The sequence below is a fragment of the Streptomyces kryoterrae genome (assembly GCF_054072135.1).
On the sequence record NZ_CM133358.1, the window covers coordinates 5,335,287 to 5,349,691 of the forward strand.

A 14,405-nucleotide genomic window follows, 5' to 3' on the forward strand; every position below is an offset into this window, starting at 1 on the left:
GACATGTACGCGGGGGAGTCGGCGCTTGAGGCGTACGGGCTGGGGATGCGCTACCGGCGGGGCTGGGCGCTGCGGGACTGCTCCTTCCGGCTCCCGACGGGACGGATCTGCGGGCTGGTCGGACCCAACGGTGCTGGTAAGACCACGCTGCTGAGCATCGCGGCCCATGTCCTGCAGCCGACGCACGGTTCGATCAGCCTGTTCGGTGAGGCGCCGGGCTCGGTGGAGTCCGGCCGGCGCACCGCGTTCCTCGCCCAGGAGAAGCCCCTGTTCCGCCGCTTCACCGTGGCGGAGACCCTGCGTCTGGGCCGGGAGCTGAACCCCGGTTGGGACCAGCGCGCCGCCGAGGACATCATCCGCGCGGGCAACGTGCCCTTCGAGGCGAAGATCAGCACCCTCTCCGGTGGTCAGCGCACCCGCGTCGCCATCGCCCTCGCCTTCGGCAAGCGCCCCGACCTGCTGATGCTCGACGAGCCGATGTCGGACCTCGACCCGGTCGTGCGCCACGAGATCATGGGCACCCTCCTCGCCGAGGCCGCCGAGCGCGGCACCACCGTGCTGATGTCCACCCACGTCCTCGCCGAACTGGAGAACGTGTGCGACTACCTCGTCGTCGTCTCCGGCGGCGGAGTGCGCCTCGCCGGTGACGTGGACGAGCTGATGTCCGTGCACACCATGGTCACCGGGGCCAGGGAGGGCGACGGCATGCCCGCCGCCCTCGGGCACCACACCCTCGTCGAGAACCGGACCAGCGGCCGGCAGTTCACCGCGCTGATCCGCCCCGAGGGCCCGGTGACCGGCCCCTGGGACGTGAACGCCCCGAACATGGAGGAACTCCTGCTCGCCTATCTCCGCTCACCCGACGCACCACCGCTGATCACCCCCACCGCGCAGGTTCAGGGCCAGATCCAGGGTCAGGGCCAGGCGTTCGGCACCGGGACGGTGGCGGCATGAGCACCTTCACCCGCACCTCGACCGGCTCCACGAGCGACGGTAAGAACGGGACCATGAACGGGAACATGAGCGGGACCACCGACGGGACCTTGAACGCGACCACCGCGGAGGCCACCCGACGCCCCCGCCTCAGCGGTATGACCTGGCTGGTCTGGCGCCAGCACCGGGCCGCGTTCTGGACCATCCTCGCCGCCACCGCGCTCTCCGTGGCCTGGATCGTCTACCAGCGCGGCCAGTTGGTCGACTTCCTCGACGGCTACGGCTATCCCGGCAAGAGCCTCGACGAGGCGGGCGGCAGTTTCCAGCAGTACTACGACGCGTTCACCTTCGTCTCCATGGGTCTCCAGGCGATACCCATCCTGCTCGGTGTCTTCCTCGGTGCCCCGCTCATCGCGGGCGACCTGGAGAACGGCACGGCCAAGCTGGTCGCCGCCCAGTCCATGAGCCGGACCCGCTGGCTCGCCACGAAGCTGGCGCTGGCCGGACTGGTGGTCGTGGTGAGCACGGGCGTGCTGTCGGCGGTGTTCGACTGGTGGTGGAACCCCGTCAAGTCCGAGGTCACGGTCATGGACTGGACCTCCGGCGAGGCCTTCAACACCACGGGCCCGGTGCCTGTCGCCCTCGCCCTCTTCTCCGTCTTCGGCGGGGTGGCGGTCGGTGTGGTGCTGCGGCGCACGCTGATGGCCATGGTGGTCACCTTCTGCTTCACCGTCTTCCTCCAGCTCGTCTGGGGCTACTTCCTGCTGTCGCTCGGCAACGTGATCACGGTCACGACGAACAAGGGTGTTATGGGCGAGAACGCGCTTCCGTCAATACCCAAGAGCGCGTACCAGATCGACGAGTCGTATCTCACCAGCGGCGGGGATCTCCTGGGGTGGAGCACCTGTTCGGGGTCGGGGACGGACGCGGCACGGCAGGCGTGCCTGGACAAGGCCGGTGTCGTGGGCTGGTCGGTGGACTACCTCCCGATGTCGCAGATGAACGGTATGCAGTGGTTCGGCGCGTCGATTCTGTTCGCCCTGACCGCCGGTGTCGTGGCGTTCCTCTTCTTCTGGGGTCGCAAGCGGCTCGTCTGAGTCCCGTCCCCCGCGCCCCTGGGGTCGCAAGCGGCTCGTCTGAGTCCCGTCCCCCGCGCCCCTTTCGGAGGGGCGCCTCTTCCCACCCTTTGATTCCTTGTCCCGTCGGACGGGCTGCTTTGCCGTGCCCGGAAGTCCGGAGAGAAAGGCATGCCTTGAATCACCGTAAGAGGCGAGCGCGTGAGGCTTCGGCACTCACCCTGCTCACCGCCGCCGCTCTTACCGCAGCCCTGCTCAGCGCCCCGGAATCCGGGGCCGCACAGTCCGCCGACGGTACGGCGGGGATGGCTCGCACCCTCGCCAAGGCCAGGACCGTCACCCTCGTCACCGGCGACCGGGTCACCCTGGACGCCACCGGGCAGGTCACCGGTGTGCGGCCCGGCAAGGGCAGGGAAGGCACCACCTTCCGAATATCGCGGAACGCCGACCGCACCTACGTCGTCCCGCGTGACGCCGAGCGGCTCCTCGCGAACGGCACCGCCGACCGGCGGCTGTTCGACGTGTCGCAGCTGGTCAAGTGGGGGTACGACGACGCGGCCCGCCCCGACCTCCCGCTGATCGTGACGTACGCCAAGGGCCGCGCCCTCGCGCCGAGCGCGCTGTCCGCCGCCGGCGCCCGGGTGAGCCGGGACCTGCCCAGCGTCAACGGGGACGCGCTGAAGGCCCGTAAGTCCGAGGGCGCCGCACTGTGGGAGACGCTCACCGGCAGCGGGGGGACGGCGCGGGCGAGGTCGGCCGCCGCCGACCGGGTCGAGAAGATCTGGCTGGACGGCAGGGTCGAGGCGGCCCTCGACCGGAGCACCGCCCAGATCGGCGCCCCCGAGGCGTGGGCGGCCGGGTATGACGGCAAGGGCGTCAAGGTCGCCGTGCTGGACACCGGGGTCGACGCCACACACCCGGATCTGCGGGACCGTATCGACGCGGCGAAGAACTTCTCCGAGGCGGCGGACACCGTCGACCGGGTGGGCCACGGCACGCATGTGGCGTCGACGGTCGCGGGCTCGGGCGCGCACTCCGGGGGGAAGTACAAGGGAGTCGCGCCGGGCGCCCGGCTGATCAGCGGCAAGGTGCTCGACGACAGCGGCTACGGCGAGGAGTCCGGGGTCATCGCCGGCGCGCAGTGGGCCGTCGCGCAGGGCGCCAAGGTGATCAACCTCAGCCTGGGCGGCCCCGACAGCCCCGGTGACGACCCGGTCGAACAGGCGGTGAACGACCTGTCCGCCTCCTCCGGCGCCCTCTTCGTGATCGCGGCCGGCAACGAGGGCCCCGCCGCCGGCACGGTCGGATCGCCGGGCAGCGCCGCCGCCGCGCTCACCGTCGGCGCGGTGGACCGCACCGACGCCATGGCCGATTTCTCCAGCCGCGGCCCGACGGCGGACGGTGCCCTCAAGCCCGACCTCACCGCCCCCGGCGTCGACATCGTCGCCGCGAAGGCCGCCGAGGGCACGGAGGGCGACCCGGCCGCCGACGGCTACGTGTCGATGAGCGGTACGTCGATGGCGACCCCGCATGTCGCGGGCGCCGCCGCGATCCTCGCCCAGCGTCACCCCGACTGGACCGGTGAGCGCATCAAGGCCGCGCTCATGGGCTCCGCCAAGCCGACGGCAGGCGTGTCGGCGTTCGCGCAGGGCACGGGCCGTACGGACATCGTCCGCGCCCTCGACCAGCGGCTCACCACCACGCCCGCCACCATCGGCTTCGCCGCCCAGCAGTGGCCGCACACCGACGACCAGCCGATCGCCAAGACCGTCACCTACCGCAACGACGGCGACCGCCCCCTCACCCTCGACCTGACCACCGAGGCGTACGGCGAGGACGGAAAGCCCGCCGCCGAGGGCATGTTCGAGGTCTCGCCGAAGCAGCTCACCGTCCCGGCGGGCGCCACCGCGACCGCCCAGGTCACCGCCGACACCAGCGCGGGCACGGCCGACGGCGTCTTCGGCGGCTCGGTCGCCGCGACGGACGGCGCCGGCACCACCGTACGGACCGGTATCGGCGTACAGCGCGAGGTCGAGTCGTACAACCTGACCGTCAAGCACCTGGACCTGCGGGGCAAGCCCGCCGCCCGTTCGGAGACCGGGGTGCAGGCTCTGGACGGCGGGATCTGGAGCGACTACGCGGACGACACGGACGGCGAGTTCACCGTACGGCTGCCCAAGGGCCGTTACAGCCTCGAAGGCCGTATCGACACGGGCGCGACCCCCGGGACCGGTGACCTGGCCCTCCTCCTGAACCCGAAGTTCTCGCTCACCCGTGACACCAGCCTCGTCATGGACGCCCGCAAGGCCAAGCCGATCCGGATCACCGTGCCGGACCGCAAGGCCAAGCAGACCGACGGCACCTTCAACTACGGGTTCGACATCGACGGGTACCAGAGCATCAGCACGTACATGGGCAGCTTCGGCAAGCTGCGCGTCGGGCAGTTCGGCGCCCGGCTGCCCGCGAACGAGGCGTTCGCGCAGTACAACGGCACCTGGACGCACGGCAGTACGAACTACCGGCCGGTCTGGAACCGTACCGGCGATCTGTCGGGCTTCACCGCGAACCTGAAGCACGCGCAGTTCGCCAGGATCACGCTCGCCGCCGGATCGCCCGTCAAGGGCAAGACGGGTGGGCTCGTCGCCGCGCCGATAACACCGGACGGCTCCTGGTTCGACCTCTCCCCGACCGACATCTCGCTGCCGGCCAACCTCACCGAATACGTCCTGCCGGGCGTGAAGTGGCGGTACGCCATCACGCAGAACAGCGGCACGGACGAGTACGGCGACCCGGTGTGGGACGCCGGTCAGTGGACCGCGAAGTACCGTTCGTACAGCGCGGGCAAGCAGTACACCGAGCGTTTCAACACCGGCGTCTTCGGCCCGCACCTCACGGGCCCGCTGCCGGACAGCGAGGACCGGCCCGGCGCGGTGCGCGTCGGCGACACCTTCCTGGCCTACCTTCCGCTGTTCTCCGACGGAGCCGGCCACGTCGGTGACTCCCGGTACAGCAAGGCGAGGAGCACTCTGTACGCGGGCGGCACGAAGGTCTTCGACGTGAACTCGGACCTGGCCGGTGTCTCGTACGAACTCCCCGCCGCCAAGCGCACGTACCGACTCACCACGGACGTCTCCCGCCCGACCTCCCTCTCGTCCGTCTCCACCCGCGTCGCCGCCGAGTGGACCTTCACCTCCGCGCACGTCACCGGTGTCGGCCAGCGACTGCCGCTGTCGGCGGTCCGCTTCTCGCCCAAGCTGAGCACGGCGAGCACGGCCAAGGCCGGAACGCGCTTCTCGGTGCCGTTCACGATCGAGGGCGCGGCCAGCGCGCGCACCGCCCGCAAGCTGGCCTTCTCCGTCTCGTACGACGACGGCCGCACCTGGCAGGCGGCCAAGACGGTCGCGGGCAAGCGCCTCGACCTGCGCCACCCGGCGAAGGCGGGCACGGTCTCCCTGCGCGTGACGCTCACGGACGCGGCCGGCAACACCCTGAAGCAGACGATCCATCGGGCCTATCGGACCGTCAAGTAGGCGACTGCACAAGCACGTTGACAGACCGCCCGGGTCGGCTTCGGCCGAGCCGGGCGGTCTTGTCGTGAACGGGAACCGAGAGTGGCCCGAGGGGAGGAGGAGAGGGGAGGAAGGGGAGCGCGACCGTCGGGCAGGATGGACTATGGACTCATGACAAAAATGTCCGAACGGTCGACCGGTCGCGCCTCCACTGGTTCGGTGCTGTCTTTGTGGTCACAGGACTCCGTGCTGTCGATCGGCTCCGTGGGGTCCGTACTGTCCGTGGGGTCCGTCGGTTCGGCCCTGTCCGTGGGCTCGATCGGAAGTGCCCTGTCGGTCGGCTCGATCGGGTCAGCCCTGTCGCTGATCTCGACCGGGTCGTGGCTGAGTACAGGGTCGTTGTTCTCCGCCCAGTCGCGGTGGTCGGTGCTGTCCTGGCGCTCCTCCGGCGGATTCCTGGCCGCGGGAGCGGTGGGGGTAGGGGTGGCGGCCGGAGGCGCTCTGCTGCTGGCACAGATGCTCAACACGGCGGAAACCGGCGCCGAATAACCCTGATCGGTGAAACTTACGCACAGTCACCTCACCTCGGTGGACACGATGGTGCCCACCGAGAAGCCGAACGGGACGGGCCTGTCCTAGTTGTGCTGTCTCATGAGGTTGGCTCCACGAGATCTTCGATAGCCCGGCCTCGGCAGCGACGTGCGCGATCGGCCGGCCAGCGTCGATCCGCAGGCACAACCGCAGACGTCCCTCGGGGGTCAGCGGTGCGTTCCGGTGCCCCCTCACACCTAGCTAGTCGTCCCCGTCGGAACCCTGGTTGCTGCTGCCGTGGTTGCTCTTGGTCCCCATCTTGCTCACCACCCGGGCCGCCAGCAGGGTCGCGGTGGACACCGCGCGCACCCAGGGCGGTCCGCCCCGCGCGGCCCATACGACACAGACGCATCCGCCGACGGCGAGCACAAGAACACCTATCAGTAGAAACAGCAGCACGCTCATCTCCCTCTTTCCGTTCCGGTACGCGCATCCTCGCAGCCCGCGTGGACCGGAGCGGGACTGTTCCCGGCTGTGGAGAGCGAGGTGAGCCGTCGGCGGTTCCCTTGCGGGAGCAAGTCCGGGCGAGCTCAGGGGGATCCGGCGGTTGTCCGGCCGGGGGCCGCGAGGATTCTGGCTGTGGCACGCCATTCGACGATGACTCGGTGCAGAGTGGTGTGCACGTCCAGTTCCGCGGCATCCCGGGTCGCGTTCACGAGGTCAGCGACGAACTCGCGCACCTCCTCTGTCGACAGGTGCTGGGTCCACGGGAAGACCTCGGGGAGGGCGAGCAGAATCGTGCGGGTGCCTTCAGCGCTGCTGATGAGGGCCGCGAGCAGCCGGGCGGTGATGTCGGCGGACTCTTTGCGCTGACGCTCATGCCGCTCGGTGGTGAGGCACAGATCCTCACCGTCGCGGCGCGTTACGTGGACACGCTGGGCACGTTCGACGGTTTCGGCGACCCGCCGGGGGTTCTTCGACAAGTCGGAGAACGAAACGGTCGGAATGGACATAGGGGGAGCGTGCTTCGGAAGGCTTTCCGAAGTCAAGCGAAGGCTGAGTGACGCCTTCCGTGGTCGAGCCGGCAGCTGTGATTCTGCAGGGCGACCTGCGGCAACATCGCAGAGACAGGCGGATCCACAAGATCAAGTACCCCACTACTGGAATATTCTTGAGGCGTCATGGACGGGCCGTGGTCGATCGCTCTAGCGTTTTCGCCAAGGCGGGCACCTGACCGGCCCGATACAGAGGGGGCACGATGGCGCGTGAGGAACTGACCCGACTCACCGGCAACGGGAACGGGAACGGGGAATGTGGGGGCGACGACTGCCCCAACGTGTACCGCACAGCCTCGGGGTCGTTCGTGTTCCAAGGTGATACGTCGAACGCCTTCGTCCCGCCGTTGGGGGAAGCGCTCGTGGAGATCCCGGAGGCGGTACTGAGGGAGGCTGTTCGTGCTCTTGGCTGGTGAGGACTGGCGGAGGACGTTCGATGCCATGCAACAGGAGGCATGGCGACTGGAAACCTTGCCTGTCTACCGCGTGCCACAGGAGAAAGAGCTGGTCCGCAGATTCCTGGCCGGTGAGCCGGTCACGCGCGAAGCGACACAGCCCTGGTTCGACCGAGTCCAGGGGTATGTGGCCGACGAGCGCAAGGTGGGACGAGTTCACATCGTCACTCAACCGCTCTCGGACTACCTCCGTTTCGAGTTCGAGTACTACCAGCACAACGTCGAAGCCGGGGAAGCCATCCGCATTCTCGATGTGACCGATCGCCCGAACTCCCTTGAGGGCGTACAGGACTTCTGGATGTTCGACCGATCCCAGGTCGTGCTGATGCACTACGAGTCGGACGGCACCCAGATCAGCCGGGAAGTGCACGAGGACGACCCTGAGCCGTTCTTGGAGTACCAGCGCATCGCTATCGCAGAATCGGTGCCCTTCGAGGAGTACGTGAAGGGTCTTGACACTTGATCCTCAGCAGCTGGGTCAATCGAAAGCGGACCTGGCCGAGACACTGAGAACGCTTCGGAAGCGGTGCCGGACCGAACAATTGGTTCGGTCGCGGGGCAGCGGATGGTCTCCAGGACGTCGAGGATGAGGAGGGCCGCCGCCCCGGACGAGGTCATGAGGGCAAGTGTCCACACCTATCTCCAGGCGTTTCCTACGGGCACGGTGCCCCGGGTCCCGCCGCGACACCCCAGCTCTCCACGACCTGCGCGACCGTGTTGCCGTATGGACAGAGCATCCGTACCTGACCCGGCTGGCCAAATACTGCGACCCTACGTGTGTTGTAGTGTCGAGGAGTGCTCTTCGCGACGCCTTCGCTGACCCCGGACGACCGCCGCGTCATCGACGAGATCGAGACGCTCCGCACCGAGTTCCGCCACCGGCTTGCCCAGCCCCGCCGCTGGGAGGGACAGCTCCGCCGCTCGCTCACCGCAGCCGCTGTTCGGGGATCGACCCACATCGAGGGTTACACGATCAGCGCCGAAGACGCCGAGACCCTGATCGCCGGCGGGGACATCTCCCCCGAGACCGACGGGGCCACTCTCAACGCCGTCATCGGCTATCGCGACGCCCTCACCTACATCCAGCACGCCGCGGACTTCCGGATCTTCTCCTGGGACCACACCCTGTTCTCGGCCCTGCACTTCATGGTGGCCAGGGGCGTCGACCGGGAGGTGCGTCCCGGCGAGTACCGCACCAGTGGCCTTTGGGTCTCCGGCGGCCCGCGCCGACCGCCGGTGTACACCGCCCCGGACCCCGAGCAGGTGCCCGAGCTGATGGACGAGCTCGTCCACTGGCTCGCCGAAGGAGACCTGGACACCCCGGCCCTCGTAAGGGCTTCCATGGCCCACTTCAACCTCGTCTCCATCCACCCCTGGCGTGACGGAAACGGCCGGATGTCCCGCGCCGTCCATACCCTCGTTCTGGCGCGCGAGGGCATCCTCGCCCCCGAGTTCTCCAGCATTGAGGAGTGGCTCGGCGCGGACGAGTACAACACCCGTGAGTACTACGGCGCCCTGCGCGATGTCCAGCACGGCTCCTGGCAGCCGGAACGCGATGCCGCCTCCTGGCTCAGGTTCTGCCTCACCGCCCACCACCTCCAGGCCCAGGAAGTCCAGCGCCGTTTCGAAGCGGCGGCCCGGCTCTGGTTCCGCCTGGAGCGCCTTGCCGGGCAGCACCGCCTCGGCGAGCGCACTGTCTCCGCCCTGTACGCCGCTGCCGAGGGGCACCTGCGGCGCACCACCTACCAGGCCGAGGAAGCCCTCACCCGCGACCAGGCCCTGGCCGACCTCCGCACCCTGCGCCGCCTGGACCTCGTCGAGTCCGTCGGTCACGCCCGAACCCAGCGCTACATCGGGGGCTCCGTGCTTCGCAAGATCCGCAGCGAGGTGCACGCGGAGGTCCACGCCGACCTGTACCGGGAGCCGTATCGTCAGTAGCTGGGGTGGCCGCCGTGGTCCTCGTCCGGGAGCTGGGTGGTCAGCTGTGCCGTCAGGTCGGGGTTGGCGAGGATTCTGGCGGTGGCACGCCAATCGACGATGACTCGGTGCAGGTTCGTGTGCACGTCCAGTTCTGCGGCGTCGCGGGTCGTGTTGAGGAGGTCGATTGCGAACTCGCTTACTTCTTCGGCCGACAGGCGCAGGGTCTACGGGAAGACCTCCGGCAGGGCGAGCAGAATCGCGCGGGTGCCTTCGTTGCTGCTGATGAGGGCCGCGAATAGCTGGGCGAGGACGTCGGCCGGCTCCTCGCGCTGACGCTCATGGCGCTCGGTGGTGAGGTGGTGAGGTACAGGTCCTCGCCGTCGCGGCGCGTTACGTGGACACGGTGGGCACACTCGACGGTTTCGGCGACCCGCTGGGGGTTCTTCGACAGGTCGGAGAACGAAACGGTCGGAATGAACATGGGTTGAGCGTACTTCGGAGGGGTGGCAGCTCGCCCGGATGCATGGGGCTTCGTTGGTCGTGCATGGCGCCTATGACATGCTCAAGATCGTTTATTCCGGATCGGGAATAGTTCAGAGTCGGCATGGACCCCGGATGATGGCCTACCTACTCTCGCTATGAGGGACTCCAGGCGGGGTCCGAGACGAGGGGACATCATGGCGCGCGAGGAACTGACCCGGCTCACCGGCAAGTTCGACGGCCCCAACTGTGATGACGACGATTGCCCGAACGTCTACCGCTCGGCAACGGGCTCTATCGTCGTCCAGGGCGACGTGTCTTCCGCCTTCGCTCCGCCGGAAGGCGAGGCGCTGGTGGAGATTCCGGAAGCCGTACTCAGGGAGGCTTTTCGTGCTCTTGGATGGTGACGAGTGGCGGAGGACGTTCGACACATATGAGCGTGACGCATGGCGGTTCGAAGCCCAACCCGTGTACACCATGCCCAGAGAAACGGAAAACGTCGCAGGTTTCCTCCGAGGTGACTCCAAGCCCGCCGACCACAATTCACGGTGGCATGAGCGAGTTCGTGGCTTCGTGGCGTCGGGGCGCACGATTGGACGGGTACGAGTTGTACGGCATCCGTTGACGGACTATCAACGGTACCAATTCGCCTGGGGCATCCCCGGAAATATTGCGGCGGGGGAGGAAATCCGTGTTCTGGACGTCAGCCAGGACGACTACGGTCTTCCACTCTCCGAGACCGACTGGTGGATATTCGACGAGGCATTGCTGGTACGCCTCAATTTTCGAGCAGACGGAACGCAGATTAACCGAGAGTTGTTCGCTGGGGACATCAGTCCCTACCTGGAGTGGAAGCGAATCGCTCTGGCTCATTCCGTTCCGTTCGCGGAGTATGTGAAAGAGCTTGAGTGACGTTTGAGCCCGAGCAGTTGGGTCAGTCACGGACCGACCTGGCGGAAAAACTCCGTGAGTTGCGCAAGCGAGCCGGCCTGACAGGAGACCGGCTCGCTCGGCGCTGCAACATGTCTCAGTCTCAGATCAGTAAGTTCGAGACGGGCAAGAAGACACCGAAGCTCATGGATGTTGAGCTTATTCTTCGTGCTCTCGACGCTCCCCCTGAGCTGGTGGTCGAGATCACGTCCCTTGCTCGAATCGCCAACACCGAATGGCAGGATAAGCGCTCATCCTGGCGTCGTGGTATGGAGAAACGGCAGGAGGAGCTGGCCGCGCTGGAATCTGAGGCGACCGAGCTAAGGTACTTCCTTCCCGCCATGATTACAGGCTTGTTGGCCACGCCGGAGTATGTGCGCGCCAGTCTGGGTAATGCTCCCGGTGACTCGTCAAGAACTGTGGCGCGCAAGCTGGAGCGTCAAGCTGTTCTCTATGAAATATCCAAGACTTTTACATTCATCTTGACAGAACAGGCTGTGAGATGGGCGATTCTGCCACCCTCCGCCATGGCTGTTCAGATTGATCGTCTGGTGTCGCTCTCTCATCTGCCGAACATTCGCATAGGTGTTATGCCGATTGGCGCTGCCGTGCTCCGCGGGCCGATGAACACATTCACTGTTTATGACAACCGGCTGGCGACGGTCGAGAACTTTACCGGGCGCATGGTGTTTCGAGACGCTCGAGATATCTCTGAACATCTGGGCGTGTTCTCTGTTTTCGAACGGCAGAGCCATTTCGGTGATGAAGCCAGGGTGCTGCTTCGGAGGTGGGCGGACGCTGTCCGTTGATCTTTAATCCAGGACGGAAATAATGCTCGGTTTAACCCGCTAACCGGTAGATCATGGATGAATCATGAAGCCGGGGAGGATTTATGGCGGGTACGCAGAAGTCTCAGGGATACGGGCTTACAGAACTGCCTCCGGAACCGAAGACAGTTCCAGGCTGTATGGAATGCCTGGCCTTCAGTGTGCGTCGTGAGAACGCTCGCTCCAGAGGCGAGTACAGCGAGGTCTCGGACGCGAACGTGGAGTTGCGTCAACACCATGGGGGCGAGCACTCAGAGGACCAGCCGTGAGCGTCACGGCCGAGGACATCGGTAAGCAGGTCCACGACGCAGCGGGAAGAGTCGGAGTCCTCCGGGACGTGATCCCGGACTACGAAGACCCCGCGGAGCCGCCGGGCGAACGCCGGAAGTGTCCCGTCGCTTTCCTCTGGCCTGAGGGTGGTGGCAGAGAGTGGTTGGTCCCGCCGGAGCAGGTTCAGCTCCTCCCCGAACTCCCACCCCGTGACACGGCCGCAAGGCCATCCGGGGCTCCAGACTCCCGCCCGGCACGGGCGGCGGCGGTCAGTCATGGCCGCGATCAGCTGAGCAGGAAGGTGCAGTGATGCTGGACGGATCCGACCTGTATGCGCTCGACATCAACGGGGCGTCGTTCGTGAAGGCGTGCGGTGGCCCCTGTACGGAGGGGTGCGTGACGCTGGCCCGGATCGGCGACGACGCCTGGCCCTGAGTGACAGCAAGCGGCCGGACGCGGTGCCGTTGCGGTTCACCACGGAGGAACTGGACGCGGCGGGCATCGACCCGGCGCGGTTCGGCCTGCTGGTCTGACCCCGCCCCACCCAAGGCCGGCCGGTCCCGGTTCCCGCTCACGGGGCCGGGTCCGGCCGGTTCTTCCTGCCCCAACACCGAGAACAGGTACGGCTGGTGCACCATCACGGCTATCTGTGGACAGGCCCGAAAGAGCGCTTCGACCAGGAGGCGCTACGGCGGCCACCACATCCCGCCCCGCCTCCGGCAGGCAGCAGACCGGAGCTGATCCAGCGGTACCGCGAGGTGGCCACGGAATTCCCGGTGGTGGATCTGCCGCCGCTGGAGACGGCGTACTGGCTGATCAAGCCACGTTCCCTGGTGCGCGGTACGTGGGACGAGGCGAAGGACGCGGCGGTGTGGCTCGGGGAGCGGCTGGCCGAGCACGCGTCCCGGTTCGCCTTCGAGAGAGACCACGACTCCTCTTGTCTTGGTGTGCTCGTCGGCTCCGCTGTCGAGCGATTGGACGCGGGGGCTGACGTCTCACTCGGCGTCTACCTGGAGCGTCCCTCGTACCTGTCGCTCGCTGTGGTGACGTGTTCCCCGAACCGCGCACGGCCTGAACTGGCATGCCCTGTGCGGTAGTCGGCACCTCCGCGAGGTGTCATGGAGGCGCCGGCTCGAACCGTCGGACTGGCTTTGGGTCAGCGGATGGTCTCCAAGACGTCGAGGGCGAGGAGGACCGCCACCCCGGACATGGTCATGAGGGCGAGTGTCCACACCCATGACTCCAGACGATTCCTGCGGGCACGGTGAGACATCATGAGTCGACCCCTTCCCGTACCGGGCCCCAACTCGATCTGGTGTCAGCGGAGTTCACGACCGGTCCTCCTTCGTCGGGGCCGGGTGGTGGCAGGCGCAGGTGCATACGAGGTAGTGGACTCCGGGTACGCCTGTGTCGCGGGGTTCGGAGTCCTGGCAGTGGGGGTGCTGGCTCAGGACGCAGCGGGGGGAGCGGAACGGGGGTTCCGGTGTCCAGGCCGACTCGCGGGGGTGGGACATCGTCGTCGGCCCCTTTCCTCCGTCGAGGTCGGCTCCGCCGACGAGGGGGATGAGGTACCAGCTAGCGCCCTTGGCGTCACGGTGGTCACCCTTGTGCCCCTTCGGCAGAATGCACGCGCCGCTCTCGCTGAGGATCGGTGCGCGGTAGAACATCGAGGCGCGGACCGTGTCGCACGCATCGGTGGGTTGAGTGGTCATCGGGCACCTCTGTCGTACGCCTGGCGGTACGCGTCCCACAGCCCTTGCCCGTACTCGCAGCCGTCCTGCGCCTTGCGGACGCGCTTGCAGCCGTCGCACTTGCGGGCGTGCTCGAACCGCAACCTGTAGGCGCCCAGCATCGGCAACTCGGCCTGTCGTACGGCGACTTGGACCCTCGTACCCCTCTGGCCGGTCATCGGGCCCGCACCGCGCTCAGCTCGGCGTGGATGTTCCGGGTGTCGACGTCGATGCCGAAGTCCACGGCCAGCACGGTGATCGCCCGGCGGCGCAGCCGTACGGCCCGTTCGCGTGCTGACCGGTTGGGACGTACATGGGCTGTACGGGGTGCCGCGATTGTCTCCGCCCCCGGAACCGCGTCCACGAGCGAGGGCAGATACGGCCGGGACAGCCGGGACGCCGAACCGTCCAGGGGCGCCCGGTCGGCGCTGTACGGCGACCGGCGCACAGCAGGCATCCACACCGTCGACAAGTGGGCAATGCCTCCGACGTTCTTGCTGGATACAACGTTCCGGATCGGTTCTGGAGCCGCCTTGCGCCTCCTGCCGGTAGCTGGAAGCGCCCAGCACAACAGGGGGAGTAGCACCCCGATCAGTACAGCCGCGCTACGCTCGCGCATGTCGTCAACTCCTACGGTTGATGGCCGCGCCCCCGGACGTTCGCCGCGTCGCGGGGGTCATCATCTACCG

The 14,405-nt window shown here is 67.4% G+C and carries 18 protein-coding genes and 2 pseudogenes; 13 read left to right on the forward strand and 7 right to left on the reverse strand.

What is annotated here, in order from left to right; translation table 11 throughout:
- Positions 1 to 3 precede the first annotated feature (3 nt).
- From ACW4TU_RS23330 to ACW4TU_RS23345, 4 genes are all read left to right on the forward strand, one after another.
- Entirely contained in the window at positions 4 to 954 is a 951-nt protein-coding gene (locus ACW4TU_RS23330; protein WP_457430262.1) for an ABC transporter ATP-binding protein, read from the forward strand.
- A complete protein-coding gene (locus tag ACW4TU_RS23335) occupies positions 951 to 2,030 on the forward strand; it encodes an ABC transporter permease subunit (RefSeq protein WP_457416556.1) in 1,080 nt (359 codons plus the stop codon). The genes ACW4TU_RS23330 and ACW4TU_RS23335 overlap by 4 nt, the downstream gene beginning before the upstream one ends.
- 155 nt (positions 2,031 to 2,185) lie before the next feature.
- A complete protein-coding gene (locus ACW4TU_RS23340; protein WP_457416558.1) occupies positions 2,186 to 5,539 on the forward strand; it encodes a S8 family peptidase in 3,354 nt (1,117 codons plus the stop codon).
- A gap of 150 nt (positions 5,540 to 5,689) precedes the next feature.
- Positions 5,690 to 6,067, forward strand: coding sequence for a hypothetical protein (locus tag ACW4TU_RS23345; protein WP_457416560.1), 378 nt, complete (start codon positions 5,690 to 5,692; stop codon positions 6,065 to 6,067).
- Positions 6,068 to 6,198: 131 nt separating this feature from the next.
- Here ACW4TU_RS23345 and ACW4TU_RS23350 read toward each other — a convergent pair.
- The 3 genes and pseudogenes from ACW4TU_RS23350 to ACW4TU_RS23360 all read right to left on the reverse strand — a co-directional run.
- Positions 6,199 to 6,304, reverse strand: a pseudogene (locus ACW4TU_RS23350) (IS481 family transposase); the annotation flags it as partial.
- Positions 6,305 to 6,310: 6 nt separating this feature from the next.
- A complete protein-coding gene (locus tag ACW4TU_RS23355) occupies positions 6,311 to 6,514 on the reverse strand; it encodes a hypothetical protein (RefSeq protein ID WP_457416562.1) in 204 nt (67 codons plus the stop codon).
- A gap of 125 nt (positions 6,515 to 6,639) precedes the next feature.
- Positions 6,640 to 7,062, reverse strand: coding sequence for a prevent-host-death family protein (locus ACW4TU_RS23360; protein WP_457416564.1), 423 nt, complete (start codon positions 7,060 to 7,062; stop codon positions 6,640 to 6,642).
- 245 nt (positions 7,063 to 7,307) lie between these two features.
- On the opposite strand from ACW4TU_RS23360, the gene ACW4TU_RS23365 reads away from it, so the two are divergent.
- The 3 genes from ACW4TU_RS23365 to ACW4TU_RS23375 all read left to right on the forward strand — a co-directional run bounded on the left by ACW4TU_RS23365 (position 7,308) and on the right by ACW4TU_RS23375 (position 9,497).
- Complete coding sequence (locus ACW4TU_RS23365) at positions 7,308 to 7,520, forward strand: hypothetical protein (protein WP_457416566.1); 213 nt, start codon at positions 7,308 to 7,310, stop codon at positions 7,518 to 7,520.
- Positions 7,504 to 8,022: a DUF6879 family protein gene (locus ACW4TU_RS23370; protein WP_457416568.1), complete on the forward strand. Its 519-nt coding sequence runs from the start codon at positions 7,504 to 7,506 to the stop codon at positions 8,020 to 8,022. Before ACW4TU_RS23365 ends, ACW4TU_RS23370 begins: the two co-directional genes overlap by 17 nt.
- A gap of 332 nt (positions 8,023 to 8,354) precedes the next feature.
- A complete protein-coding gene (locus ACW4TU_RS23375; RefSeq protein ID WP_457416570.1) occupies positions 8,355 to 9,497 on the forward strand; it encodes a Fic family protein in 1,143 nt (380 codons plus the stop codon).
- Here the strand turns inward: ACW4TU_RS23375 and ACW4TU_RS23380 are convergent.
- Positions 9,491 to 9,622 (reverse strand): hypothetical protein, encoded by a 132-nt coding sequence (locus tag ACW4TU_RS23380; protein WP_457416572.1) that lies wholly within the window; start codon positions 9,620 to 9,622, stop codon positions 9,491 to 9,493. The two genes, ACW4TU_RS23375 and ACW4TU_RS23380, sit on opposite strands and share 7 nt — an antisense overlap.
- A gap of 534 nt (positions 9,623 to 10,156) precedes the next feature.
- Here ACW4TU_RS23380 and ACW4TU_RS23385 point away from each other — a divergent pair.
- The 6 genes and pseudogenes from ACW4TU_RS23385 (at position 10,157) to ACW4TU_RS23410 (ending at position 13,083) form a co-directional block, all read left to right on the forward strand.
- Positions 10,157 to 10,366, forward strand: a complete 210-nt coding sequence (locus ACW4TU_RS23385) for a hypothetical protein (protein WP_457416574.1) — start codon at positions 10,157 to 10,159, stop codon at positions 10,364 to 10,366.
- The gene (locus tag ACW4TU_RS23390; RefSeq protein WP_457416576.1) at positions 10,350 to 10,871 is read left to right on the forward strand and encodes a DUF6879 family protein; all 522 of its coding nucleotides are present in this window, start codon (positions 10,350 to 10,352) and stop codon (positions 10,869 to 10,871) included. Before ACW4TU_RS23385 ends, ACW4TU_RS23390 begins: the two co-directional genes overlap by 17 nt.
- Positions 10,868 to 11,698 (forward strand): helix-turn-helix domain-containing protein, encoded by an 831-nt coding sequence (locus tag ACW4TU_RS23395; protein ID WP_457416578.1) that lies wholly within the window; start codon positions 10,868 to 10,870, stop codon positions 11,696 to 11,698. The genes ACW4TU_RS23390 and ACW4TU_RS23395 overlap by 4 nt, the downstream gene beginning before the upstream one ends.
- 283 nt (positions 11,699 to 11,981) lie before the next feature.
- Positions 11,982 to 12,296 (forward strand): hypothetical protein, encoded by a 315-nt coding sequence (locus tag ACW4TU_RS23400; RefSeq protein ID WP_457416580.1) that lies wholly within the window; start codon positions 11,982 to 11,984, stop codon positions 12,294 to 12,296.
- Positions 12,296 to 12,519: pseudogene (locus ACW4TU_RS23405) on the forward strand (DUF397 domain-containing protein). The gene ACW4TU_RS23400 and the pseudogene ACW4TU_RS23405 overlap by 1 nt, the downstream one beginning before the upstream one ends.
- Positions 12,520 to 12,615: 96 nt before the next feature.
- Entirely contained in the window at positions 12,616 to 13,083 is a 468-nt protein-coding gene (locus ACW4TU_RS23410; RefSeq protein WP_457416582.1) for a hypothetical protein, read from the forward strand.
- A 231-nt stretch (positions 13,084 to 13,314) separates the two neighbouring features.
- On the opposite strand, the gene ACW4TU_RS23415 is transcribed toward ACW4TU_RS23410, so the two are convergent.
- From ACW4TU_RS23415 to ACW4TU_RS23425, 3 genes are read right to left on the reverse strand one after another with little or no spacing between them, the layout of a single operon-like run.
- Positions 13,315 to 13,698, reverse strand: a complete 384-nt coding sequence (locus tag ACW4TU_RS23415; RefSeq protein WP_457416584.1) for a hypothetical protein — start codon at positions 13,696 to 13,698, stop codon at positions 13,315 to 13,317.
- The gene (locus ACW4TU_RS23420; protein WP_457416586.1) at positions 13,695 to 13,895 is read right to left on the reverse strand and encodes a hypothetical protein; all 201 of its coding nucleotides are present in this window, start codon (positions 13,893 to 13,895) and stop codon (positions 13,695 to 13,697) included. Before ACW4TU_RS23420 ends, ACW4TU_RS23415 begins: the two co-directional genes overlap by 4 nt.
- Positions 13,892 to 14,173 carry a hypothetical protein gene (locus ACW4TU_RS23425; RefSeq protein WP_457416588.1) on the reverse strand — a complete coding sequence of 94 codons (282 nt, stop codon included), beginning with the start codon at positions 14,171 to 14,173 and terminating at the stop codon, positions 13,892 to 13,894. The genes ACW4TU_RS23420 and ACW4TU_RS23425 overlap by 4 nt, the downstream gene beginning before the upstream one ends.
- Between the last annotated feature and the right edge of the window lie 232 nt (positions 14,174 to 14,405).

Bases quoted from the DNA above. Each gene is read 5' to 3' on its own strand.
- ACW4TU_RS23330 (WP_457430262.1), top strand. From the start codon at position 4: ATGTACGCGGGGGAGTCGGCGCTTGAGGCGTACGGGCTGGGGATGCGC.
- ACW4TU_RS23335 (WP_457416556.1), top strand. From the start codon at position 951: ATGAGCACCTTCACCCGCACCTCGACCGGCTCCACGAGCGACGGTAAG.
- ACW4TU_RS23345 (WP_457416560.1), top strand. From the start codon at position 5,690: ATGACAAAAATGTCCGAACGGTCGACCGGTCGCGCCTCCACTGGTTCG.
- ACW4TU_RS23355 (WP_457416562.1), bottom strand. From the start codon at position 6,514: ATGAGCGTGCTGCTGTTTCTACTGATAGGTGTTCTTGTGCTCGCCGTC.
- ACW4TU_RS23360 (WP_457416564.1), bottom strand. From the start codon at position 7,062: ATGTCCATTCCGACCGTTTCGTTCTCCGACTTGTCGAAGAACCCCCGG.
- ACW4TU_RS23365 (WP_457416566.1), top strand. From the start codon at position 7,308: ATGGCGCGTGAGGAACTGACCCGACTCACCGGCAACGGGAACGGGAAC.
- ACW4TU_RS23385 (WP_457416574.1), top strand. From the start codon at position 10,157: ATGGCGCGCGAGGAACTGACCCGGCTCACCGGCAAGTTCGACGGCCCC.
- ACW4TU_RS23415 (WP_457416584.1), bottom strand. From the start codon at position 13,698: ATGACCACTCAACCCACCGATGCGTGCGACACGGTCCGCGCCTCGATG.
- ACW4TU_RS23420 (WP_457416586.1), bottom strand. From the start codon at position 13,895: ATGACCGGCCAGAGGGGTACGAGGGTCCAAGTCGCCGTACGACAGGCC.
- ACW4TU_RS23425 (WP_457416588.1), bottom strand. From the start codon at position 14,173: ATGCCTGCTGTGCGCCGGTCGCCGTACAGCGCCGACCGGGCGCCCCTG.